The sequence below is a fragment of the Serinicoccus sp. JS2-9 genome, from assembly GCF_059025165.1.
In genome coordinates this window covers 547,068-568,936 of the sequence record NZ_CM180091.1, presented here as the reverse complement: position 1 = coordinate 568,936, position 21,869 = coordinate 547,068, and the positions used below count along the sequence as shown (strand labels likewise).

20 protein-coding genes are annotated in these 21,869 nt (G+C 71.3%); 12 read left to right on the top strand and 8 right to left on the bottom strand.

Going from position 1 to position 21,869, the window contains the following annotated elements:
- Positions 1-172: 172 nt before the first annotated feature.
- The 3 genes from AC5PYY_RS02875 to AC5PYY_RS02865 all read left to right on the top strand — a co-directional run bounded on the left by AC5PYY_RS02875 (position 173) and on the right by AC5PYY_RS02865 (position 2,254).
- Positions 173-649 carry a MarR family winged helix-turn-helix transcriptional regulator gene (locus tag AC5PYY_RS02875; RefSeq protein WP_493898301.1) on the top strand — a complete coding sequence of 159 codons (477 nt, stop codon included), beginning with the start codon at positions 173-175 and terminating at the stop codon, positions 647-649.
- 101 nt (positions 650-750) lie between these two features.
- A complete protein-coding gene (locus tag AC5PYY_RS02870; protein ID WP_493898300.1) occupies positions 751-1,338 on the top strand; it encodes a hypothetical protein in 588 nt (195 codons plus the stop codon).
- A gap of 184 nt (positions 1,339-1,522) precedes the next feature.
- A complete protein-coding gene (locus AC5PYY_RS02865; RefSeq protein WP_493898299.1) occupies positions 1,523-2,254 on the top strand; it encodes an AfsR/SARP family transcriptional regulator in 732 nt (243 codons plus the stop codon).
- Between the two features lie 46 nt (positions 2,255-2,300).
- On the opposite strand, the gene AC5PYY_RS02860 is transcribed toward AC5PYY_RS02865, so the two are convergent.
- Complete coding sequence (locus tag AC5PYY_RS02860) at positions 2,301-4,859, bottom strand: LuxR C-terminal-related transcriptional regulator (RefSeq protein ID WP_493898298.1); 2,559 nt, start codon at positions 4,857-4,859, stop codon at positions 2,301-2,303.
- A 70-nt stretch (positions 4,860-4,929) separates the two neighbouring features.
- On the opposite strand from AC5PYY_RS02860, the gene AC5PYY_RS02855 reads away from it, so the two are divergent.
- From AC5PYY_RS02855 to AC5PYY_RS02845, 3 genes are all read left to right on the top strand, one after another.
- Positions 4,930-5,307: an ArsR/SmtB family transcription factor gene (locus AC5PYY_RS02855; RefSeq protein WP_493898297.1), complete on the top strand. Its 378-nt coding sequence runs from the start codon at positions 4,930-4,932 to the stop codon at positions 5,305-5,307.
- Positions 5,300-5,935, top strand: coding sequence for a methyltransferase domain-containing protein (locus tag AC5PYY_RS02850; RefSeq protein WP_493898296.1), 636 nt, complete (start codon positions 5,300-5,302; stop codon positions 5,933-5,935). The genes AC5PYY_RS02855 and AC5PYY_RS02850 overlap by 8 nt, the downstream gene beginning before the upstream one ends.
- A gap of 243 nt (positions 5,936-6,178) precedes the next feature.
- Positions 6,179-7,258 (top strand): alpha/beta fold hydrolase, encoded by a 1,080-nt coding sequence (locus tag AC5PYY_RS02845; protein WP_493898295.1) that lies wholly within the window; start codon positions 6,179-6,181, stop codon positions 7,256-7,258.
- A gap of 188 nt (positions 7,259-7,446) precedes the next feature.
- Here the strand turns inward: AC5PYY_RS02845 and AC5PYY_RS02840 are convergent, their stop codons facing one another.
- Positions 7,447-9,552: an elongation factor G gene (locus tag AC5PYY_RS02840; RefSeq protein ID WP_493898294.1), complete on the bottom strand. Its 2,106-nt coding sequence runs from the start codon at positions 9,550-9,552 to the stop codon at positions 7,447-7,449.
- A 397-nt stretch (positions 9,553-9,949) separates the two neighbouring features.
- Entirely contained in the window at positions 9,950-12,010 is a 2,061-nt protein-coding gene (locus AC5PYY_RS02835) for a M3 family metallopeptidase (RefSeq protein WP_493898293.1), read from the bottom strand.
- Positions 12,011-12,179: 169 nt separating this feature from the next.
- On the opposite strand from AC5PYY_RS02835, the gene AC5PYY_RS02830 reads away from it, so the two are divergent.
- The gene (locus tag AC5PYY_RS02830; RefSeq protein WP_493898292.1) at positions 12,180-14,126 is read left to right on the top strand and encodes a PPC domain-containing protein; all 1,947 of its coding nucleotides are present in this window, start codon (positions 12,180-12,182) and stop codon (positions 14,124-14,126) included.
- A 74-nt stretch (positions 14,127-14,200) separates the two neighbouring features.
- On the opposite strand, the gene AC5PYY_RS02825 is transcribed toward AC5PYY_RS02830, so the two are convergent.
- Positions 14,201-14,437: a type II toxin-antitoxin system VapC family toxin gene (locus AC5PYY_RS02825; RefSeq protein WP_493898291.1), complete on the bottom strand. Its 237-nt coding sequence runs from the start codon at positions 14,435-14,437 to the stop codon at positions 14,201-14,203.
- 187 nt (positions 14,438-14,624) lie between these two features.
- Here AC5PYY_RS02825 and AC5PYY_RS02820 point away from each other — a divergent pair, with 187 nt between their 5' ends.
- Together AC5PYY_RS02820 and AC5PYY_RS02815 are read left to right on the top strand one after the other, a co-directional pair.
- Positions 14,625-16,163, top strand: a complete 1,539-nt coding sequence (locus AC5PYY_RS02820) for a S10 family peptidase (protein WP_493898290.1) — start codon at positions 14,625-14,627, stop codon at positions 16,161-16,163.
- A gap of 52 nt (positions 16,164-16,215) precedes the next feature.
- Positions 16,216-16,839, top strand: a complete 624-nt coding sequence (locus AC5PYY_RS02815) for a DUF4230 domain-containing protein (protein WP_493898289.1) — start codon at positions 16,216-16,218, stop codon at positions 16,837-16,839.
- A gap of 2 nt (positions 16,840-16,841) precedes the next feature.
- Here the strand turns inward: AC5PYY_RS02815 and AC5PYY_RS02810 are convergent, their stop codons facing one another.
- Positions 16,842-17,543 carry a hypothetical protein gene (locus AC5PYY_RS02810; RefSeq protein WP_493898288.1) on the bottom strand — a complete coding sequence of 234 codons (702 nt, stop codon included), beginning with the start codon at positions 17,541-17,543 and terminating at the stop codon, positions 16,842-16,844.
- 93 nt (positions 17,544-17,636) lie between these two features.
- Positions 17,637-18,647 carry an EamA family transporter gene (locus AC5PYY_RS02805; protein ID WP_493898287.1) on the bottom strand — a complete coding sequence of 337 codons (1,011 nt, stop codon included), beginning with the start codon at positions 18,645-18,647 and terminating at the stop codon, positions 17,637-17,639.
- An 84-nt stretch (positions 18,648-18,731) separates the two neighbouring features.
- Here AC5PYY_RS02805 and AC5PYY_RS02800 point away from each other — a divergent pair, with 84 nt between their 5' ends.
- Together AC5PYY_RS02800 and AC5PYY_RS02795 are read left to right on the top strand one after the other, a co-directional pair.
- On the top strand, positions 18,732-19,331 hold the full coding sequence (locus AC5PYY_RS02800) for a CGNR zinc finger domain-containing protein (RefSeq protein ID WP_493898286.1): 600 nt from the start codon (positions 18,732-18,734) through the stop codon (positions 19,329-19,331).
- 2 nt (positions 19,332-19,333) lie between these two features.
- Positions 19,334-20,485, top strand: a complete 1,152-nt coding sequence (locus AC5PYY_RS02795; protein WP_493898285.1) for a trans-sulfuration enzyme family protein — start codon at positions 19,334-19,336, stop codon at positions 20,483-20,485.
- A 75-nt stretch (positions 20,486-20,560) separates the two neighbouring features.
- Here the strand turns inward: AC5PYY_RS02795 and AC5PYY_RS02790 are convergent, their stop codons facing one another.
- Positions 20,561-21,283: a hypothetical protein gene (locus tag AC5PYY_RS02790; RefSeq protein WP_493898284.1), complete on the bottom strand. Its 723-nt coding sequence runs from the start codon at positions 21,281-21,283 to the stop codon at positions 20,561-20,563.
- On the bottom strand, positions 21,280-21,432 hold the full coding sequence (locus AC5PYY_RS02785) for a ribbon-helix-helix protein, CopG family (RefSeq protein ID WP_493898283.1): 153 nt from the start codon (positions 21,430-21,432) through the stop codon (positions 21,280-21,282). The genes AC5PYY_RS02790 and AC5PYY_RS02785 overlap by 4 nt, the downstream gene beginning before the upstream one ends.
- An 82-nt stretch (positions 21,433-21,514) precedes the next feature.
- Between AC5PYY_RS02785 and AC5PYY_RS02780 the strand changes: the two genes are divergently transcribed.
- A complete protein-coding gene (locus AC5PYY_RS02780) occupies positions 21,515-21,829 on the top strand; it encodes a YciI family protein (protein ID WP_493898282.1) in 315 nt (104 codons plus the stop codon).
- Positions 21,830-21,869: the final 40 nt, after the last annotated feature.

Below are 21,869 nucleotides of genomic sequence, written 5' to 3'. Positions count from 1 at the left end.
ACCGGGCGTCGCGAAGGGTTGCTGGGCGACCCACCGGGCGTCGCGAATGGCTGCCGAGCGACCGACCGAACATCGCGAATGGTTGCGGTGACACCCACGGGGCGTCCCGAATGGTTGCCCAGAGACCGACCGGGCGTCGCCCATGGTTGCCCACGAGAGGAGCACGGACGGTATGACGCTCACGCAGGTCCCCCTGAGCCCGGACCGTGCCGCGTGGTTACGCCGGATCGCGGAGGCCGAAGCGGCGCTGCACGCGGTCGCGATGCGCTGGCTGGAGCCGCTGCCGATCCCGGCCGACCTCACCCTCCGGCAGCTGCAGGTGCTGACGTTGATCCGGCATACCCCCGGCATCACCGGCCAGGATCTGGCGAACCTCGTCGACGTCTCGACCCCCACGATGAGCGGCATCGTGGAGCGCGTTGTGAGCAAGGACTGGGTGGTGCGCGAGCACGATCCGGCGGACCGGCGCCGGCTGTTGCTGCACCTCACGTCGTCCGCCGAGCAGATGCTGGCCGACCTCGAGGAGCCGACGCGGGAGGCGAAGGACCTCGTCCTGGGGCGGCTGGCCGACGACGAGCTCGCCGACATGGCCCGCCTCATGGAGCGGATGCACGCCGTCGCGCAGGAGGTCGAGGCCGAGCGCGGCTGAGGATTCTTGCGCCGCTCTTGCGCCTCAGGTCCACCCTGGCGTGGTGCACGCGGTGGGCACCCGGCCCCCGCGGCACACCGTGACAGGCGAAGGAGACCCACATGCAGTTCACGACACGAGTGACGGTGCGCGCGATCGCCACCGTGATGCTTTTCGGTGGGACGTCGATGACGGCGACCGCCAACCCGCAGGGATACGACGAGATCGACCAGAGGATCGCGTTCTTCTACGGCGACTTCGACGATGACGTGCTGCTCTTCGCGGGTGGGACAGCGGCAGAGTTCTGCGCCGACGACACCGGGGTGCCAAGCGTGGCGAAGCTCTCGGCCAAGCCCGACGGCACGACGGTGCTGCGCAGCATCGATCGTGACGTGCCGCTCTACCTCTACCACTCCGACCTCGGAGCGCCGGAGTTCATCGGCGCGACCTGCGAGGTGCTCTTCGACGGCGACCCGGACACCGTGCCGGACACACCCTTCGCGACCGGATCGGGCCTGGTCAAGCAGAAGCTGACCTATCTCACCACCGGGGATGAGCACCACGTCAACAAAGTCGTGGGTCGCGCGAGCGGTCCAGGGGCGCGCTACATCGTCAAGGCGTGGGCCGATCTCGTCGTCGGCGAGTTCGGGCCGGTCGGCGACCCGGCGGACTTCCAGGGGCTCGACCTCACGACCATCCGGATGAGCTGAGCTCCTCGCGTCCCGCGTTACTCACGGGCCGGTCGGTCGCTACTCATCCTGCCGACGCGCGGCCATGGCGCGACCGGCAGGGTGCACGCTGTCGCCCATGGCCGTGACCCATCCGCGAGGAACGCTGCTGCCCGCACCGGCAGCGGCTGGGGCTGCCCGGGTCCATCTCTGCGTCGCTGGCGCCATGACGCTCGACGGAGAGGTGGGCCGGGTGGAGGACGCCGCCTTCGGCGGGCCGCAGCCACGCCTCGTGGCCGCGCTCCTGCTGCTGGAGCGATATCGCTGCTGGTCGCCTGAGGAACTGGCCGAGCAGATCTGGCCGCAGCGGCTGCCGGCCCGGTGGCGGCCTGCGCTGCGGGGGTTGGTCAGCCGGGTCCGCGGGCTGCTCTTCGCGGTCGGGGCACAGACGGACTGCGTCGCGCATCGTTCGGGGCGTTATCACGTGCACCTCCCCGGGCTGAGCGTCGATCTCGAGCAGGCACGGGACTGGCTGCGGGAGGCGTCGGTCACCGCGGACACCGCCGGGTATGCCGTCACCGAGCGCCTCGCGGAGAGTGCCCGGTCGGTGCTGTGCCAGGAGGCGCTGCCCGGGGTGGAGGTGCCGTGGGTGCAGGAGCTGCGCGACCGGGCCGACGACGAGTACGTCGAGGCTCTCCTGCTGCTGGGCCGGGCCCGGCGCGGCCTGGAGCGCTGGGCACCGGCCCGGGAGGCGCTCCTCGAGGTCGTGCGGCGAGAACCTTACGGGGAGGACGGGTGGCGCGAGCTGATCGCCCTGGAGCGTGAGGCGGGCAACGACGCCGCGGCCGTACTGGCCTATGGCGCGTGCCGGGAGCGCCTGGTGGGTGATCTCGGTGTCGAGCCGGCACCACGGACCCGGGCCCTGCTGGGTGGGATCCCGGCGCTCGCGGCGCGCTGACCCGGGTGTGCGCCCGGTCGACCCGGCGCAGGGCGGTGGCTCGCGGCTAGCCGCGTGGGGCCGCCGCGGCTCCGCCGAGGAGCACGCCCAGCCGGGCGCGGTCGTGCACGCCCACGAAGTCGAAGACCTGTTGCAGATGGTTGTCCACGGTGCGGGTCGACAGCCGGAGCTCGGTCGCGATCTGCCGACTGGACGGCCCGGCGGCGATGAGCTGGGCGATCTCGCGCTGGCGCAGGGTGGGCAGCGGTGGGAGCCACCACGGGTCCTCACCCTGCCAGGCCGCGAGCAGGCGCAGCACCGCTCCGCGGGCGACCGGCCCGACGTCCTGGTCGTCGGCGAGGCGCAGCACATCGCCGTACAGGCGTAGGGCAGGCACCACCCACCCCGACTGCTCCGCACGACGAGCGAGACGGACCAACTCCGCGGGGTCGAGGGAGAGGCGCGCCCGGGCTGCGCCGCGGCAGACGTCAGCCACCCCGTCCATCTGCGCAGGCACGATGTCGGCCAGGTGCTCCTGCACGTCGGAAGCCGTGGTGAGGTCGGTCACCTCGAGGCCCAGCAGCGCTGCGTAGAGGTAGTGACCGCGGCCGGCCAGGATCTCCAGAGCGTGGTGCACCGCGTCGTCGTCGTGCGGGCCCGCACGTTTGTCCCTCACCTCCTCGTTGCGGCTTCGGAATCCCGCGGCGAGATCGGCTGCGCGGGCACGGGCCAAGGGGTAGATGCCGGGGCCGTCGACGGGTCCGCAGAGACGATCGAGGTGGGTCGTCTCGCGGAGGTAGGCGGCAGTCCCTGCCTGGATCAGCTCGACCATCCCATGGAAGCGGAACCAGCCGTCTGCTCGGTGGTAGACGTCGACCGATCGCGAAGTCTCGACCGCTCGCGAGACCTGCCCTGCGATGGCTAAGGCCAGGCTGCCCGCCCCAGCGATCCAGAGCTGCGACTCGATGTCGTGGTGTTGGCGTGCGAGATGAAGAGCGGCGTGCATCCGTGGCAAGGCGGTCGCCAGATCCCCCGACGCCAGACCCTGCATGAGCTGGACCGTGGCGGGCCGGCCATGGGAGGTCGTCCAGTCGGCTCGACCGACCCGCTGCCCCGACGTCTCGATCAGGGGTCGGGCCCGGCCGGGGCCGTCGCGGAGCAGGATGGCCTTGCCGATTCCGGCCTGGAGTTCGGCCCGTCGGTCTGGGTCCGCCTCGGTGCTGGCCGTCTGCGCCCAGTCGTCCAGGGGAGTGCTGGCCGAGAGCCCGCAGAAGTTGGCGAGCCAGACCTCGCAGTTGAGCGCCGCGAGGCGTGTATCCGGCCCGGAGCACTCGACGAGATCACGGACCACCTGTTCCGCCCGCGCCGTGTCCTGCTGACCCAGCGCGAAGTGGCGCACGCAGGCCATCGCCAGCGCTGGTGTGGGCGCGCCGAGGCGCAGTCGCTCCTCGAGGGCCGCAATCCCCTCGGAGGTTCGACCGAGCGCCAGCAGAGCCTGAGCTCGCAGGCCGTCGGGATCGGGGGCGGTGGCCTGGGGGCCGATGGGGTCGCCGTCGAGCAGGCTCAGTGCCGTGCGGGGATCGTCTCGCGCCAGTGCTGACGAGACGGCCTCTCGCAACTCCGCCGCCTCCACCGGACGTGCTGCCAGGCGGCACCACTCCACATACCGGACGGGGTCGAGGCGGCGCACCGTCTCCACACCGACGGCGTCGATGAATGCGGCGAGGGTCTGGCTGGCGCCTGCCCCGAGGTCGGCCAGGATCCATTCTCGGCGCAACGGATGGTCGATGCGGACATCGCCCCTGCCGTCGCAGAGCAGGAGCCCGCGGCGCCGAAGCTCTGCCTGTGCGTCACGGCGCGCGACCAGCAGTGACATGGGTACGGGCTGGGCTACGGCCACAAGTTCGAGCAGCCGTCGCGCGGGTGGGTCGCAGTCGAGGACCGCTCGACCCACGAGTGACTCGAGACTCTGGTGTAGGTCAGGCAACGATCCGTCGGCGATGGTCCGCGCCAGCTCACGTGCGTAGAGCGGGTTGCCGTGCGCCAGGGCGACGATCTGGTCGACCGTGCCGGCCGTGGGCGCGACCGGGGCATGCTGGCCGATCACCCGACGGATCGCCGCATCGGTGAGGGGCGCCACCGTGTGGCTGACGAGCAGTCCGCTGGTCAGCAAGGCAGCGAGGTGCTCGGGCAGCGGCCCCGGGGTCCGGCGGCAGGCCAGGAGTTGCAGGCTGCCCGCGTCGATCCCGATTCGTAGGAAGGCCGCCGTCGTCGCGTCGACGAGGTGGGCGTCATCGAGGTAGATGAGGGGGCGCGAGCCCGGAGCGAGGCTGCGGGTCCACCGGTCGACAAGGGTGGCATAGATCTGCGTCGGGCTGGCCCGGCGTGGCAACGGGGCGCCGCTCGCGAGGGTAGCCAGCGCGACGGCCGATGTCTCGCGCGTCCCGATCATGGTCGCGACCAGGCGGGCCGAGCACGGAGGCTGCCGGAGAACCGAGGTGCCCAGCAGCGACTTGCCGATACCTGCGGGGCCTTCGAGGAGGACCGATGAGCCCGCGCACAGATGGTCGTGAACCACCCGTCGCGGGTGATCACGACCGACGACGGTGGTGCGGTGCGGCGTCATGGTCGTTCCTCGCGTACACCTTAAGGCCGACCTTGTCCCCTGCGCTAGGATCGACTATCGTCGATCATCGATGAATGCTCCCGTGATGCTCGACCGCGACGCCGCGGAGAGGTATGCCGAATGGTTCCGGACCCTGTCCGACGCCACCCGGGTGCAGCTGCTGGCATGGCTCGCCCAGCACGAGCGACCCGTCCCGGTCGGCCGGATCGTCGAGGCGTTCCCCTTGGCGCAGTCCACCGTCAGCCATCACCTCGCGGCGCTCGCGGCCGCCCGCTTCCTCACGCTGACGCGCGAGGGGACCAGCAATCGGTATGCCGTCAACCCCGCCTGCCTGCAGGAGTTCCCCGACGTGGCCGCGCTGGTCATCCGGGGAGGCGCGTGCTGCGTCGAGGACCTGCCCCCGCACCTGCGGACCACCCACCACGACGAGGAGACCGAGCATGTCTGACCCCACCCTCCGCGACGCCGTCCAGGAGCGCTACGCCGAGGCCGCACGGCAGATCGAGGCCCGCTCGGCCGGGGCGGGGGGCGAGGCGGCTGCAGAGTGCTGCGGCTCCGGCGACGGGGCTCGACCAGGCGGTCTGGACCTGGATCAGCTCACCCCGGAGGGCGTCTTCGGCGTCTCGCTCTACGGCTCTGCTGACGCCGCCGACGGCGCTGAGCCCGCGCTCGAGGGCTCGCTGGGATGCGGCGTGCCCACCGCGGTGGCCGACCTGCACGAGGGGGAGACGGTGCTGGACCTCGGCTCCGGGACCGGGGGTGACGTGCTCATCTCGGCCCGTCGGGTCGGGCCGACCGGTCGCGCGATCGGCCTGGACATGACCCCGCAGATGCTGGAGCTGGCCCGCCGCAACGCCGACGAGGCGGGGGTGGGAAACGTGGAGTTCGTGCAGGGCTACCTCGAGGAGGTGGAGCAGTGGACCGGCTGCATCGCCGGCGCGTTGGTCGAGGAGGACTACCGGCGGATGCTGGGCGAGGCGGGGTTCGCGGACATCGAGATCCAGCGCACCCACGAGGTGCACGAGCTCGCCTCGGCGGCCGTCGTGCGAGCGCGGCGCCCGGAGGTCGCGTCCTGAGAGTCGGGTCAGAAGCCCCACGGTTGGCTTCTCGCCTCACGCTTGGCCTGATTCCCCACGGCCGCAGACGTGGGGAACGCCACCAACCGTGGGGCCTCACGCGAAGCGTGGGGAACGCCACCAACCGTGGGGCCGGCCGCACGACGTGGTGATGGGCGTTGGGCTCGCCTGCGGTCTCTGGCCGTCGAATGGACGCCCTCTCAGCTCTCCCTTACCTTGGGGGTCACCGACGAGGAGGTCGCGATGCCCCTGGACAACCCGTTCTACACCGCCGAGATGCAGGGCGACTACGAGCTCCATGCGCTCGGTCGCTTCGAGCTCGAGGAGGGCGGGGTCATCCCCGACCTGCAGCTCGCGGTCGCGACCTACGGCACGCTGGACGAGGACCGGTCCAACGCCATCCTCATCCCCACGTGGTTCTCCGGGACGCACGCGACCTGGTGGCAGGTATACCTCGGCGCGGGTCGTGCGCTGGACCCGGAGAAGTACTTCATCGTCGTCGTCAACCAGATCGGCAACGGGCTGTCGACCTCACCGCACACCACGAGCGATCCCGAGATCGCGATGTCGCGCTTCCCGCGCGTGCGGATCGGAGATGACGTGCGAGCCCAGGAGCAGCTGCTCCGCGAGGTCTTCGGCATCGAGCGGCTGGCGCTGGTCGTGGGGGGCTCGATGGGGGCTCAACAGACCTACGAGTGGGCCGTCCGCTTCCCCGACAAGGTCTTGCGGGCGGCACCCATCGCCGGCACGGCGCAGAACACCCCGCACGACTTCCTCTTCACCCAGACCCTGATGGAGGCCATCACCTCCGACCCGGGGTGGAACGACGGTGAGTACGCCTCCCACACCGACGTCACCGCGGGCCTGCACCGGCACGCCGACATCTGGGCGATCATGGGGCTGTCCACCGAGTTCTGGAAGACGGAGTTCTGGCGCGGGATGCCGCCCGTGGTCGAGGGAGCCGGGTGGGACACCTTCGAAGAGTTCCAGCAGAACTTCACCCGGCTGCTCTTCGGCCTCATGGATCCCAACGCGCTGCTGACGATGGGGTGGAAGTGGCAGCGAGGTGACGTGGCACGGCATACCGATGGCGACCTCGCTGCGGCGCTGGGACGGATCACGGCCAAGACCTTCGTCATGCCGATCGACGAGGACATGTTCTTCCCTCCCCGCGACTGCGCCGCCGAGCAGGCGCTGATCCCCGGGAGCGAGCTGCGGGTGCTGCACACGATCGGCGGGCACTTCGGGCTCTTCGGCTTCGAGCAGTCCTACCTGGACGAGGTCGACGCGCACCTGGTGGAGCTGCTCGCCACGCCGGTATGACGCGTGGCTGCCCAGGTGGTGCGCGCGGCGCCCCATGGTTGGTCGCTCGCGCCACGCCTAGCCGGACTCCCTACGGCCGCAGCCGTAGGGAACTCCGCCAACCGTGGGGCTGGCCGGCAAGAGTGGGGCCTGTCAGCAAGCGTGGGGCTTGTCGGCAAGAGCGGGGCCTGTCAGCAAGCGTGGGTGCCTCAGCCCGTGAGCTCGCGAGCCAGTGCGGGCGGGAGGTAGTCGTAGCGGGCGAAGGTCCGGGTGAACGACCCTGACCCGTGGGCGACCGAGCGCAGGTCGATGGGATAGCGCGACAGCTCGTGCTGGGGCACGTCGGCGGTGATGACGGTATGCGCGTCCAGCTCGGCCGGCGCGGTGGCGTGCACCTGGGCGCGACGCCCGCGCAGGTCGGCCAGCACCGCCCCGACGTAGTCGTCGCCGACGGTCACCTCGATGGTGTCGACCGGCTCCAGCAGCGAGACGGTCGACTCGTTGGCCGCCTCGCGCAGCGCGAGGGCGGCGGCGTTCTGGAAGGCCATGTCGGAGGAGTCGACGAAGTGAGCCTTGCCGTCGACGAGGGTGATCCGGACGTCGACGCAGGGGTAGCCGGCGAGCACCCCCTCGCCCAGCTGGTGCCGGGCGCCCTTCTCCACCGACGGGATGAAGTTGCGTGGCACGGCGCCACCGACGACCTTGTCGACGAACTCGATCCCCGCGCCCCGCTCGAGCGGCTCGACCTCGAGCTGGACGACGGCATACTGCCCGTGCCCTCCGGACTGCTTGACCAGGCGACCCTGCACGTCGACCGGGCGCACGAAGGTCTCCCGCAGCGAGGTGCGCACGGGGTCGGTGGTGACCTCGACGTGGTGCTTGTCGCGCAGCCGGGCCAGCACCTCGTCGACGTGCGCCGGCCCGAGGGTCCAGAGCACGAGCTGGTGCGTCTCGGCGTTGCGCTCCAGCCGCAGGGTGAGGTCCTCGGAGAGCAGTCGCTGCAGCGCACCGGCGAGCTTGTCCTCGTCCTTGGTGGCGCTGGCATGGATCGCCACCGGCAGCAGCGGCTCCGGGAGCAGCCAGGGCTCGACCAGGGCTGGTTGGTCGGTGGTGGACAGCGTGTCCGAGGTGCCGGCGCTCGCGAGCTTGGTGACGAGCACCAGCTCGCCGGCGATCGCCGAGCTGCGCGCCTGGGTGCCGCCGGGGACGGGCGTGCTGATCTGGCCCACCCGCTCGTCGTCCTCGTCATGGCCGGGGTGGCCCTCCACCTCGTGCCCGACGACCCACTCCAGGTGGCCGCTGACGTGCAGCTTCGTATCGGAGGCGAGGGTGCCCGAGAAGATCCGGACGAGCGAGAGTCGGCCGACGTAGGGGTCGGTGGAGGTGCGGATCACCTGCGCGACGAGAGGGCCGTCCGGGTCGGCGGTGAGCGTGCCGAAGGACCCGCCCTCGGGTGTCATCACCGCCGGCATCCAGGCGCGCTCCGGCGAGGGGAAGGCCGCGACGATCAGGTCCAGCAGGGCCGGCACACCGGTGCCGGTCGGCGGGTTGAGCGGGATGATCGGGAAGAAGCGTGCGGTCGCGGTGGCCGTGCGCAGGTCGGCACGCAGCGCCTCCAGGTCGATCTCCTCGCCGGACAGATAGCGGTCGAGCAGCGACTCGTCCTCGGACTCCTCGATGACCGACTCGATGAGCGTGTTGCGGGCCTCCTCGATCTCGGCCCGTTCGTCGTCGTCGAGGTCGCGGGTCCGCCCGTCGGCGTCGGTGCGGGTCTGGTCGAGCAGGTCGACGATGGCGGTCAGGGAGGATGGGCTGCCCTCGAGCACCGGCAGCGCCAGCGGCACCGCGTCGCCGAAGATCCGGCGGCAGTCGGTGACCACGGTGTCCCAGTCGGCCCGGGCCAGCTCGAGCTGGGTGACGGCGACCGCGCGAGGTATGCCGACCGCGTCGCACTCGCGCCACAGCAGCCTGGTGGCCTCGTCGATGCCGCTCCCGGCGGCCACGACGAAGAGCACCGCGTCGGCGGCCCGCAGCCCGGCGCGCACGTCGCCCACGAAGTCGGGGCGGCCGGGGCTGTCGACGACGGTGACGACGGTGCCGGTGGGTTCGTGCACGGTCGCCGCGACGCCCAGGCCGGTCGACGCCTCCTCCGCGTCCTTGACGTGGCCCAGCTGACCGGTCGTCAACTGCTCGAGCAGCGCGCTCTTGCCCGTGCCCTGCGGTCCGACCAGCACCACGGTGCGGATCTGATCTGGCCCGGTGGGCGCCGAGAACTCGCTGAGATTCGCTGCTGCCGTCGCCCCGTTGCGCGTCATACCCGTCAACCTACGCCTGTGGCGGCCTTGGCGTCAGGGCTCAGCAGACATCAGCCCCACGGAAATCGGATGGCCCCACGGTGGGTGGGTGGCGTGCGAGAACCCTGGCCCCACGCACGGCGGGAGGCCCCACGGTTGGCGGGTGGCCCTCCAGCTGCAGCAGTGGGGAGGGCCGTGGACCGTGGGGCGGGCCAGGAACCGTGGGGAAGGCGAGGTACCGGGGGGCTGGCCATCACGCGTGGGCTGGGCACGTAGTGGGGGAGGGCCAGGAACCGCGGGGCCGGCCAGGGACCGTGGGGAAGGCGAGGTACCGGGGGGCTGGCCATCACGCGTGGGCTGGGCACGCAGTGGAGGAGGGCCAGGAACCATGGGGCCTGCCGCGGCCCGTGGGGGACCCTCAGCCGGTGAGGCCCAGCCGGTCCAGCAGCGGGCCCACCTCGGGGTCGCGGCCACGGAAGCGGCGGTAGGTCTCCAGCGCCTCGATCGACCCGCCCCGACCGAGGAGCTCGGCGCGGAAGATGTCGCCGGCGGCACGCGTCATACCTCCGGGGTGGTCGGCGTCGCCCTGCTCGCGGAACCACGCCACCGTGTCGGCGTCCATGACCTCGGACCAGAGGTAGGAGTAGTAGCCCGCGGCATAGCCGCCACCGAAGATGTGGTGGAAGTAGGCCGACCGGTAGCGCGGCGGGACGAGCGGGAAGGCGACGCCCGCGCGCTCCAGCGCCGCGGCCTCGAAGGCTTCCACGCCCGCGCCGTCCTCCGGCAGCTCGGCGAGCGGGGTCTGGTGCCAGGCCTGGTCCAGGATCATCGCCTTGAGCAGCTCCAGGGTGTGATAGCCCGTCTCGGTGCGGCTCGCGGCCAGCTGCTCGATCCACTCCGGGGGCACCGGGTCGCCGGTCTCGTGGTGCCGGGCGTAGCGCTCGAGCAGCGCCGGCTCCCAGGCCCAGATCTCGTTGACCTGGCTCGGGAACTCGACGAAGTCGCGCGGCACCGACGTGCCCGAGCGGGAGGGATAGCGCACGTCCGAGAGCAGCCCGTGCAGGTCGTGGCCGAACTCGTGGAACAGCGTGATGACGTTGGTCCAGGTCATGAGGCTGGGGGAGCCCGCCGACGGCGGCGGCACGTTGCACGTGTTGGTGACGACGGGCAGGTCGCCGAGCAGGTGGCTCTGGTCCACGATGCTCGTCATCCACGCGCCACCCTTCTTCGTGGGACGCGTGTAGGGGTCGAGGATGACGACGCCGAGCGGCTCGCCGCCCTCCTCGCGCACCTCGAAGACGCGGGCCTCGGCGGTGTAACCGACCAGGTCCTCCCGCTCGTGGAAGGTGATGCCGTAGAGCGCGGTCGCGGCGGCGAAGACACCCTCGTGCAGCACCCGCTCGAACTCGAGGTAGGGGGTGAGCCGCGCGGTGTCGAACTCGCCGTCGCCGCTGGTGCGCGCGGCGAGGAACTGCCAGTCCCAGCCCTCCAGCGTCGCCTCCGGCTCGAGGGTATGCAGCTTCTCGCGCAGCGCCTCGGCCTCGCGCTCGGCGAGGGTCACGGCTCCCGGGGCGAGACGTGCGAGCAGGTCGTTCACCGCGTCGGTGGTCCGGGCGCACCCGACCTCGTGGACGTAGGCCGCGTGGTGCGGGTAGCCCAGGAGCGTGGCCCGCTCCGCCCGCAGCCGGGCGATGCGGACGAGCAGGTCGCGGGTGTCGTGCTCCCCACCCAGGCCCCGTTCCACGGAGGCGTGGAAGACCTGCTCGCGCAGCCCCCGGTCCTCGAGCTGGTCCAAGATCGGCTGGCCGGTGGTGTTGGTGATCGTCACGAGCCAGCCGTCGAGGTCCCTGGCCTGCGCCGCCTCGCGGAGCCCGGCCCGGTCGCCCTCGTCGAGCCCGGCGAGCGCGGCCTCGTCGGTGACGTGGACCGCCGCCGCGGCCCGCCCGGTGACGAGCAGCCGGTCGAACTCGGTGGAGAGCGTCGCGAGCTCGGAGTTGAGCTCGCGCAGTCGTGCCTGCTCGGCCTCGGGCAGGGCGATGCCGCCGCGCTCGTAGGCCCGCAGCCGCTCGGTGAGCACGAACTGGTCCTGCTCGTCGAGCTCGACCTCGCCGGCGTCGGCGCGCTCGCGCAGCTGGGTGAGCCGGGCATACAGGTCGGCGTCGAGCATGATCGTGTCACCGTGCTCCGACAGACGTGGCGCGAACTCGGCCATGATCGCGTCGCGCTCGTCGTTGGTGTCGGCGGACTTGGCGACCCAGAAGGCGGACAGCGTCCGGTCGAGGGTGGCCCCGCTGGTCTCCCAGGCGTGCAGCACGTTCGCGACGGTGGCCGGGGCCGGGTCGTCGGCGAGCGTCCGCAGGGCCTCGAGCTGCTCACCCATCCCCACCTCCAGCGCCTCCCGCACGTGCGCGTCGGTGAGCGACGCGTAGTCCGGCAGGGAGAAGGGCAGCGTCGAGGGGGAGAGGAGGGGGTTCGTCATACCCTCATCTGACCACAGCGGGGAGTGGCCCGACCGGGTGGGTGAAAGCCCGACGGGGTCCGGTTGGGGTCTTCCCCTCGGGGCGTCCGGACCCTAGGGTGATCGAGGGGGGGACAGTGCTGTTCCCATCCCCTCGCCTGATCGGGCGGGTCGTAGGAACTGAGGAGCAATGATGCAACGCAGGATGATCTACGGGGCGGTCACGGCAGCAGCGCTCGTGCTGGCGCCGGCCGCTGTGGCACAACCGGACAACGGGGCGGGCGGCCATCCGCAGGAGGCGGCGCTGTCGCTGGGCCTGCAGGTGGCGGAGAAGTCCGCTGGTAAACCGCTCGGGCCCAACCCCTGGCTGGCCCTGCTGCCGGACCCCGCCGAGGCGGACTACGCGGGCTGGGCCAAGGTGATGGAGCAGGAGGCCGAGGCGCAGCAACGCGCCATGGCCTCGTCCCGGGCCGCGGCTGCGCGCAACGGACCCACGTGGGAGCGGTCCGATGAGCCGATCGTCGTGACCGAGGAGGAGGCCGCGGACACCCGCGGCGAGAACGACACGATCGACACGGCCCAGGTCATCGAGGACTTCGGGACCGAGAGGAGGGAGACGAACGTCGCCCAGATCTCGGGCTCGCTGGCAGAGCCTGCGGCGGGCGAGGCCGAGGAGATCGCGCCGGGCGTCGAGGACGACGGGTCGATCCCGCTCGCGACCGACAGCGGCGTCGGCACCGTCCGCGAGGCGGCCACCACCACGGCCACGATCGGCGACGGCCCGCACGGCTCGTCGGGCACCGGCAGCGGTGACCTGGACTTCTACAGCGTGACCCTGGAGGCCGGCGAGTCGCTCACCGCCGCCGTGGACACGCCGGACAGCGCGCTGGACCCGATGGTCTTCCTCTGGGACGACGCCGGTGAGCTCGTCGCCTTCGACGACGACGGCGGCCCCGGCTTCGACAGCTTGCTGAGCTACACCGCGGCTGCCGGCGGGACCTACTACGTCATGGCGACCGGCTACAGCGCCGTGCCGGTCGACCCGTTCGACTCCGGCAGCGGGGACGGCGCAGGGAGCGAGGGGCAGTTCGACCTCACCCTCTCCGTCGGGTTCCTCGACGTCGACGTGTATGCCGTCGAGCTCGAGGACGGGGACGTGCTCGGCACGGTCCTGAGTGGCGGTGCCGAGATGGTCGGCGTGCTCGACCCGTCGGGTGACCTCGTCATGGGCTCGCAGCAGGATGCCTCCGCGCTCTACCCCGCCGAGTCGCCGCTACCCGGTGGCGGCAACGCGGTCGCCGACCACGTCGCCGACGAGACCGGATGGCACTACGTCATGGTCAGCGCCGGCACCGGCGACTACGACCTGGTCATCGAGGCCTACCGTCCGGGTCTGGAGAAGAACCGCCCGCGGCAGGTGCTCTTCCTCGACTTCGACGGGGCGCGGATCAACACGGGGATCTTCGGTGGTCCGGGTGTCCGCGATCTCAGCCCGTTCGAGGACTACGTGGCCAACTGGGGTCTGAGTGAGGACGACTACGACGACCTCGTGGACACGATCATCGAGACCGTCGAGGAGAACCTCGACGAGGACCTCGACGACAGCGACGTCAACCGGCGCTTCGACATCCGGATCCGCAACAGCCGCGACCACCGAGACCCCTGGGGCTCGGACAACGTGAGTCGGATCATCATCGGTGGCAGCATCGAGGAGTCGGGCATCGCCACGATCGGCATCGCCGAGAGCATCGACCCCGGCAACTATGGCACGGAGGAGTCCGCGCTGGTGCTGCTGGACGTGCTCAGCGAGCCGGCGGGGCCGGACGCGTCGCTCAACACCTACATCACCGAGGAGAGCGACGTCATCGAGTTCGTGGGGACGGCGGTCGGCAACGTCACCGCGCACGAGGCAGGTCACTTCTTCGGCAACTGGCACGTCGACCAGTTCAATGACGTGCTCAACCTCATGGATCAGGGCGGCAACTTCCCGCTGCTCTACGGCGTCGGTGACGACGGGGTCGGCGGCACGGCCGACGACCCGGACATCGACTTCCACGAGGACACCTTCAACCCCAGCGAGGGCTTCACCGGGACCGAGGACACCCTCACCCGGCTCGCGATGGTCCTGACGCGGTAGGTCCAGACCGCTGATGCCAGGGGCGGACGGGTCGCACGACCCGTCCGCCCCTCGCGTGTCCGTCGGCGCTCGGATCAGGGGAGCACGCTCACCCCGGCCCGCACGGCTGCCTGGCGCAGCCGCTGGTCGAGCGTGGCCAGGGGAAGGCCCGACTGCATGGCGGTCAGCAGGTCACAGGCGTCATAGGAACCGCGGCCGCTCTCTCGGGCGAGGGCCACGAGCTCGCCGGGCGCGGGGTCGTGCTCGGAGATCTCGACGGGCAGCTGGTGCAGGAGGGCGAGGAAGCCTCGGTCCACTCGTCCTCGAAGCACCAGGAGAGCACACCCGAGGCATCCAGCACGAGACCGGCGATCGTCATCGGCGACCCTCGGCGATCGCGTCCGGCAGCTGCATACCGAGTGTCTTCCCGGCGCGCGCTGCGGCGAAGTCGTGGGCAGCGGGACGGCCTCGAGGGCGGCTCTCTGGGGGTTGTCCGTGGTGGTGGCTAAGGTGACCGGCATGAGCGACGAGGCGAGCGGGACCGGCAGCAACGACACGCCAGGGACGTCGGCCACGGGGGCTGCCGGCGGCGCGGACACCGCAGCAGCCAAGCCCGAGCCGCGCGACCTGCTCGTGGAGACGCGGCACACGATTTCGACCACCGACGGCGATCTCGCCTACACGGCGCGGACCGGGCGCATCGTCATCCGGGAGGAAGAGGTCAAGGACGACGTCTTCGGGGGCTGGACGGCGCGCGGCGAGCTGGCGGTGACGGCATACACGCTCGACGGCGAGGACGGGAAACCGGACGTGGGTCGACCGATCACCTTCGTCTTCAACGGCGGGCCAGGCTCGAGCTCGGTGTGGCTGCACCTGGGCGTCCTCGGGCCGCGGATCGCCGACGCGGGCGAGCCCAACGAGCCGACCCCGCCGCCCTACGTGCTCAAGGACAACCCGGAGACGCTGCTGCGCGCGTCCGACCTGGTCTTCATCGACCCGATGTCGACCGGGTGGTCGCGCGCGGTCGAGGGCGGCAAGCCCAAGGACTTCCACGGGTGGAAGAAGGACGTCGAGCAGGTCGCCGAGCTCATCCGGCTCTGGTGCACCCGCGAGGACCGCTGGATGAGCCCGAAGTTCCTCGCCGGCGAGTCCTACGGCACCACGCGCGCGGTCTCGGTGGCCGATCACCTCCTCGCGCAGTTCGGGATGCAGCTCAACGGGCTCGTGCTCATCTCCAGCGTCCTCGACTTCGGCACCCAGGACTTCCGCTACGTGCGCTTCGACGAGGCCTGCCTCAACTACGTGCCGACCTACGCCGCGATCGCGCACTACCACGGCCGGCACGAGGGCCGGGAGCTGCGTGAGGTGCTCGCCGACGCCGAGGAGTTCGCCGCCGGCCCCTACCGCTGGGCGCTCTCGCGCGGCAACCGACTGACCGACGAGGAGAGGTATGACGTCGCCGCCCAGCTCGCGGCGCTCACCGGGCTCTCCGAGGACTACGTGCAGCGGTGCGACCTGCGACCCGAGCACTGGCGCTTCTGCACCGAGCTGCTGCGGGAGCAGGGCGAGACGGTGGGTCGGATCGACGGGCGCATCCGCGGTCTGCTGCACTCCGGGATCGCCGAGGGCATGGACGCCGACCCGAGCATCGACGCGATCATGGGGCCCTACGCCGCAGCCATTCACCACTACCTCAAGGCGGAGCTGCGCTCGGAGCTGGAGCTGCCCTATGCCGTCTTCTCGGACGCCATCGAGCACTGGTCCTACAAGGAGTTCGAGGGTCGGCCCATCAACGTCGTCGACAAGCTGGAGCGGGTCATGCGGGCGGGCCCGCACCTGCGGGTGCGGATCGAGTACGGCTACTACGACCTCGCTACCCCCTATGCCGCGGCCGAGGACATGGTGGCCCATCTGCGGCTGCCCGACGGCGCGCTGGACCGGATCGAGCACGCATGGTTCGAGACCGGCCACATGCCCTACATCGGTGAAGCGTCGCGGATCGAGGAGGCCGAGGGGATCACCGACTTCGTGCGGAGGGCGAGCGGCGCCGAGGCGTGAGCGGTCGGCGCTTCAGCGAGGTCGAGCGGGTTCGCGTGGATAGGGTCGAGGGATGAAGAATCGCTGGCTGAGCGCCGTGCTGCTGGTCCCGGTGCTCCTGCTCGCGGTGGTCGGCGGTTTCTCGTTGCTGACCGACTGGCGTCCCTCGCTCAACCCGTTCGTGGAGGAGGAGACCGACCGCACCGGGCCCTCGGTGCTGCAGTCGCTCACCGAGATCAGCGAGTTCCACGCGGCCAGCGCCTACTACGAGACCGTCGTCGACCTGGAGCGGGACACCCGCTTCCTGCCCGACTGGGTCAGCGGGGAGCGGCTGCTCTACGTCGGCAAGGGCGACGTCGATGCGGTCGTCGACTTCGGGGAGCTGGACGAGCGCCGGGTCCAGGTCTCGGACGAGAACGGCGGGGTCACGGTGCGGCTGCCGCAGCCGACGGTCGGCGACCCGACGCTGGACCTGGAGGAGAGCTACGTCGTCAGCTTCGACCGGGGCCTCACCAATCGGTTCCGCGGGTCGGACCTCGAGCAGCGTGCGCAGCAGACCGCCGTCGAGCAGATGGCACAGGCCGCCGACGAAGGCGGGGTCCTGCTCGAAGTCGCCGAGAGCAACACCGTGGCGATGCTGGAGGGCCTGCTCGCGGCACTCGGGCACGAGGACGTGACCATCACCTTCGACAGCTGAGGTCAGCTGCCGCTCGCGAGCAGGAAGACGAGGAAGGCCCACCCACCGGTCAGCCGCCAGCCGCCGTGATCACCTCTGGCGCCCCAGACGAGATAGGCGGGCACGGCGAGGAAGACCGCCGGCGACAGGAGCAGCCAGGTCCAGGCCCAACGCGTGGCCCAGCGTGGCTCGGGGCCGGTGAGCAGCGTCAGCATGGTCAGCATCCACAGGAGGCCGGGGAGCACGGCCCAGGCGCCGTAGAGGTCCCGGTTGCCGAGCGTGCCCCACGTCGAGGGCACCTGCTCCTGCGTGAGGGTGACATCGGGATTGAGGGTCCGCAGCTCCGGACCGAGGGCGCCGATGATCACGCCGCTGATGTCGGAGTCACTCGGGCGTGGGTGCCCCTCGAGGGTGCTCTCCGACCCGGCGTTCCAGACCGTCGCGGAGTGGGTCTGCCAGTTCGCGCGCCACTGCAGGCGCACGGTGCCCACCCCCGGTCGAGGCTCCTCGATGCCAGGAGCGTGGCTCTGCACCGTCACCTCGTCGACGGCACCTGAGCGCAGCGCTGCCTCGAGCGAGGCGTAGTCAGCCTGCCGGACGCCGATGAAGATCGTGGCGAGCACCGTGACCACGCCCAGCGCGAGCGTCGTCCATCGCAGGACCCGCCAGGCCGTCGGCGGGCGGTCCAGTCCGACGTCGGCGTCGGCCTCGACGGGCGTCGTCATGCAGTCACCCTAAGCCGGAGCCATGTCGGTATGCAGCAGGTCCCGTGGGAGTCGGGGACGGTGCCGACTCCCACGGGACCCACGCGTGACGGGTCAGGCCTCGGGAAGGGGCTCCACCTCATACGTCGAGCCAGGGAGCTCGTCGTCGCGCTCGTCCGCCTTGATGGCGGCGACGCCGGCGACGATGAGCACTCCGCCGGCCAGCTGGACCGGAGCGGGCAGCTCACCGAGCAGCACCCAGGCGAAGAGGACGGCGAACATCACCTCGGCGAGCCCCACGAAGGAGGCGACCTTGGCGCCCAGCATGCGGGCCGCCACGATGCCGGTGAGATAGGCGCCGGCCGCGGCGATGAGGCCCAGCCAGAGCACCGGCACCCACCACGGGGCGTCGATGCCGGCCAGCACGACGTCGGCGGTGCCGACGGCCATGGGCAGGACGCCGAGGAGACCGGCCAAGGCCAGGATGGCGGTGCCGATGCTCAGGCCCAGAGCCGCGAAGGCGGTCGGCGGAAGTCCGCTCGAGTCGTCCGAGCCGACGAGGAAGAAGCCCGCGAGGCCGATGGCGGCGACCAGGCCCCACACGACACCGACGAGGTCCAGCGACACGTCACCGAGCACGTCGAGGACGAGCAGCAGGCCGCCCACAGCCAGCACGATCCCGGCGATGGTGAGGCGGCGCGGCCGCTGGCCGTGCCGGGCCCAGAGCCAGCCGACGACGAGGATGGGGCCGAGGTACTCCAGCATGAGGGCGACGCCGACCGACAGCCGCTCGACGGCGAGGAAGTAGAACAGCTGGGCGGTGGCGACCGCGAGCAGGCCGAAGAGGCCGGTGTGGATCCAGGTGACGGGGCGCCTCAGCAGGTGCCAGTGCCCGCGCATGGCCAGGGCCGCCGGGACGGCGAGGATGAGGGCGCCCAGGCCGACGCGGATCGTGACGGCGGCACCGGGTGACCAGCCGGTGACGATGAGGCTCTTGCCCACCGTGCCCGAGGTGCCGAACATCGCCGCGGAGACGAGGGCGACGGCGAGCCCGATGAGCACGGTCCGCAGGCGCGTGCGCGCCGTGGTCGGGCGTGGGGTGCGGGTGGTGTCGAGCGTGGTCATGGGGAAGGCCCCCTCTCAGTTGGCGTCATCGGTGTCGATAAATGACACTAATGACGATACTCGCCATACCCGTCAGGAGTCAAAGTGCTTTTCATCCATGACACCGAGGTGGCGTTGCAATCCATGGCCGCGCTGGTCAACACCCGCACCGCCGCCGGTGAGGGGAGCGAGCATCTCGTGCCCGAGCAGGCGGCGCGGGCCCGGGCGGAGAGCCTGGATGCGCTCGGCACCGCGGAGGAGATGCGGGCGTTCGTGGCGCACTGGGGGTGGACCGGCAGGCCCGACGCGAGCGAGCTGGCCGCGGTGCGAGACGTGCGGCCCCGGCTGGCCGTCCTGTGGGATCTCGACGAAGAGGGAGTGGTCGGCCTGGTCAACGAGCTGCTAGCTGCGGAGCAGGCGGTGCCCCGACTCGTCGACCACGACGGATGGGGTTGGCATCTGCACGCGGTGCCCGACGAGGCTCCGTTCGCCAGCCGGATGGTGGTCGAGGCGGCGATGGCGATGATCGACGTGGTGCGGGCCGGAGAGGTCTCCCGGCTCAAGCGGTGCGGGGCCGACGACTGCGAGGGGGTCTTCGTCGACCTCTCCCGCAACCGTTCCAAGCGGTTCTGCAGCACCACCTGCGGCAACCGCGTCGCCGCCGCGGCCTATCGTGAGCGGCAGAGCCGCCGAGGAGAGGGATGACCATGCACGAGAGCACCACGAGCAGTGACCTCACCGAGAGCACCGAGGGGCGGGAGGCGGCATACCATGACGAGCTCGCAGCCGGGACGCGCGTGGTGACGATGGGGCGCCCGGCGCGCGAGCCAGGAGCGCCGGTCAACGTGCCGGTGACCTTCACCTCGACGTATGCCGCCGACGGGGAGGTCGACTACGCCCGGGACGGCAACCCGACGTGGTCGGCGCTGGAGGAGGTGCTCGGCTCGCTCGAGGGCGGTGAGGCGTTGGTCTTCGCCTCCGGGATGGGGGCCATCGCGGCCACCATGTCTCTGGTCCCGGTCGGTGGCGTGGTCGTCGCGCCGACGCACGTCTACAACGGCACGACCGGCCAGCTCGCGGACCGTGAGGCCGCTGGCGCGCTCACCCAGCGCCGGGTCGCCCCCGAGGACGTCGCGGCGATCGTCGACGCCTGTGAGGGGGCGGACGTGCTGCACCTGGAGTCGCCCTCCAACCCGATGATGGAGGTCACCGATGTCGCGGCCGTCGTGCGGGGGCTGGTCGAGCGGTATGCCGACGCCCGGCCGATCGTGGTGTGCGACAACACGTTTGCGACGCCGTTGGCGCAGCAGCCGTTGACCTGGGGGGCGGACGTCGTCGTGCACTCGGCGACGAAGTACCTCGCCGGGCACTCGGACGCGCTCTTCGGCGCCCTGGTCGTCTCGGGGGAGCGGCCCGACCTGCTGGAGCGGCTGCATACCCACCGCACGCTCTACGGCGCGATCCCCGGCCCGATGGAGACCTACCTCGTGCTGCGCGGGGTGCGCACGCTGCACCTGCGCCTGGAGCGGGCCCAGGCCAACGCCCGCGAGCTCGTCTCGCGGCTGGAGGAGCACCCGGTCGTGGAGCGGGTGCGCTACCCCGGTTTCGGCGGCATGGTGTCGATCGAGGTCGCTGGGGGTGTCGACGGGGCCGAGGCGATCTGCGCCGCGACCCGGCTCTGGGTGCACTCCACGAGCCTCGGTGGGGTAGAGAGCCAGATCGAGCGGCGGCGTCGGCACGCCCTCGAGGTGGAGACGGTGCCGGAGACCCTCCTGCGCCTCTCGGTCGGCGTCGAGGACGTCGACGATCTCTGGGCCGACCTGGCCCAGGCGCTCGACGCTCCGACGACGACTCCCTGACCGTCGCGGCTCCCCCACCCACCGGGCGTCGCGAGTGGTTGGCTACAGACCCACCGGGCGTCGCGAAGGGTTGGGTCAGGCCCTGCTGTAGCCGTAGAGGTCGGTCTGGCGCTCGTTGATCCAGATCTCCTTGAGTCCGTCGGGGTCGGTGACCTGCACCGTGCGCGAGTAGGTCTCGTCGATGAGGGCTGCGTCGACGCCGGCCCCGGTGAGCAGCGCCAGGGCGTCCTCCACGTCGCCGTCCCACTCGAAGGCCAGCTCGGTCCCGGGGGCGTCCGCGGCGTGGACGCCGACAAAGCCGCCGCCCGCGCAGGACAGGTCTGTCCACGTGCCGTCGTCACCGACGATGCGTGGCCGCGCGCCCAGCCCCTCGACGATCGCCCGGATCATCGCCGGGTCGGGGCCGTACCAGATCGACAGCGAGGCCAGTCGTGCGTCCGGATGCTCCCCGGTGGACTCGACCGGCGTGGGGGAGTCCAGGGTGAACTCGGTGCCGTCGGGCGCCGACACCATGCCCGCCTCGCCGTGGTCGGGATGCCCCAGGGTGATCGGTATGCCGCGCGCCGCGGTCTGCTCGACCGCTTCGGGGATCGGGGTGCTGGTCTCGAACGCCAACGACGTGCCGGGCGGCTGGTGCGCGCTCGCCTGGTGCAGGGCGAGCCGGCCCGAGCCCATGGCATACACGAGCCATCCGGGGCGCTCGAAGATGAGGCGACCGCCGAGCGCCTCGACGAGGCGCTGCCAACCGGGGAGGTCCGCCGTGAAGCGGATCGGGCGGGTGGTGAGGTGGTCGTTCATGAGCGGTCTCCTTCGGTGGTGTCCAGGTAGTGCCGCAGCGCCTTCTCGACCAGGGCCGACAGGCTGATGCCCTCGTCGATGCCGCGGTGCTTGACCTCGGTGATGAGGTCCCGGGGGAGGTAGACGTTGAACTGCGCCTTCTCTGTCATACCTAGGATGCTAGCAAAATAGAGTGCGAGCGCAACCATGGGCGACGCCCGGTGGGGTCGTGGCGTCCCTAGGATGAGCCGCATGAGCCTCTTCGTCGTGCACTACACCTACTCCGACGACACCGCTGCGCGCGACGAGCACCGGCCGGCGCACCGGGAGTTCCTCGGCGCGCTCGCGGCCGAGGGCACGGTCCTGGTCTCCGGGCCGTACGTCGAGGTCGCCGAGGCGCCCGACGCGGCGCTCATCCTCGTGCGGGGCGACAGCGCCGCCGACCTGGCCGAGCTCCTGCGCGAGGACCCGTTCCAGCAGCAGGGCCTGGTCGAGCAGGTCGCGATCCGCGAGTGGACCCCGGTCCTGGGTGCCTGGGTCGACGGTGCGCTCGCCGGCGAGCTGTGAGCTGAGCAGCCACACCCCACCGAGAGCCTGGCCTGCTCAC